Genomic DNA, 571 nt, shown 5'->3' with positions numbered 1-571 from the left:
TACTTTCCAGTTCAATAGATACTGATCTACATACGTCATAATATGACCATCGAGGCCAAATTCATTAGTAAAACCATACAATCGATTTCTCTCAGCCCATGAGATTACTTCTTGACTCAATCTCTCTCTTTTAGTTGTTGAAGTATACTTCCAGTAGCAATACTCCAAAATATAATTCCATTGCTCAAGAGGGTCATTCATTAGTTTTTTATCTCCAATAATAGTATTTAAGTTATAATACCGAGTTTCTTTCCCAAATTCCGATAGCATTGTCAATATTGCAGATTGCTCATCATTCAAGACCCATTTGCCTTTGTCTCTTTTCTCGTATTTGATTGCAATATTTACTGCATTTTGATGTAAAATGCTTATATCATGACCTAATTTCCTCAAATGGATATATGTTGGTTTATTCAAATCATTTTCAATCATATACTGAACAACATAAATAATTTTAAAAAAACGTTCCAGACCAATTGACAGTTGAAAAAAAGCATTATAAAAGCTGCCTTTATCATGATATTTACACTTATTCAATGCTGTCAGTCCACTGCGTAGTGAAGCACTAGCA

At 32.2% G+C, this 571-nt stretch carries 1 protein-coding gene; it reads right to left on the bottom strand.

Translation table 11 applies throughout. The annotated features are described in order from the left end of the window. On the bottom strand, positions 1-571 hold a 571-nt coding region (locus RTW80_RS27000; RefSeq protein WP_312721161.1), incomplete at both ends, for a hypothetical protein.

Source organism: Escherichia sp. AM3 (assembly GCF_032029835.1).
GTDB lineage: Bacteria > Pseudomonadota > Gammaproteobacteria > Enterobacterales > Enterobacteriaceae > Escherichia > Escherichia coli.
The sequence above is the reverse complement of the archived record's forward strand: the minus strand, read 5'-3'. Positions and strand labels throughout refer to the sequence as shown.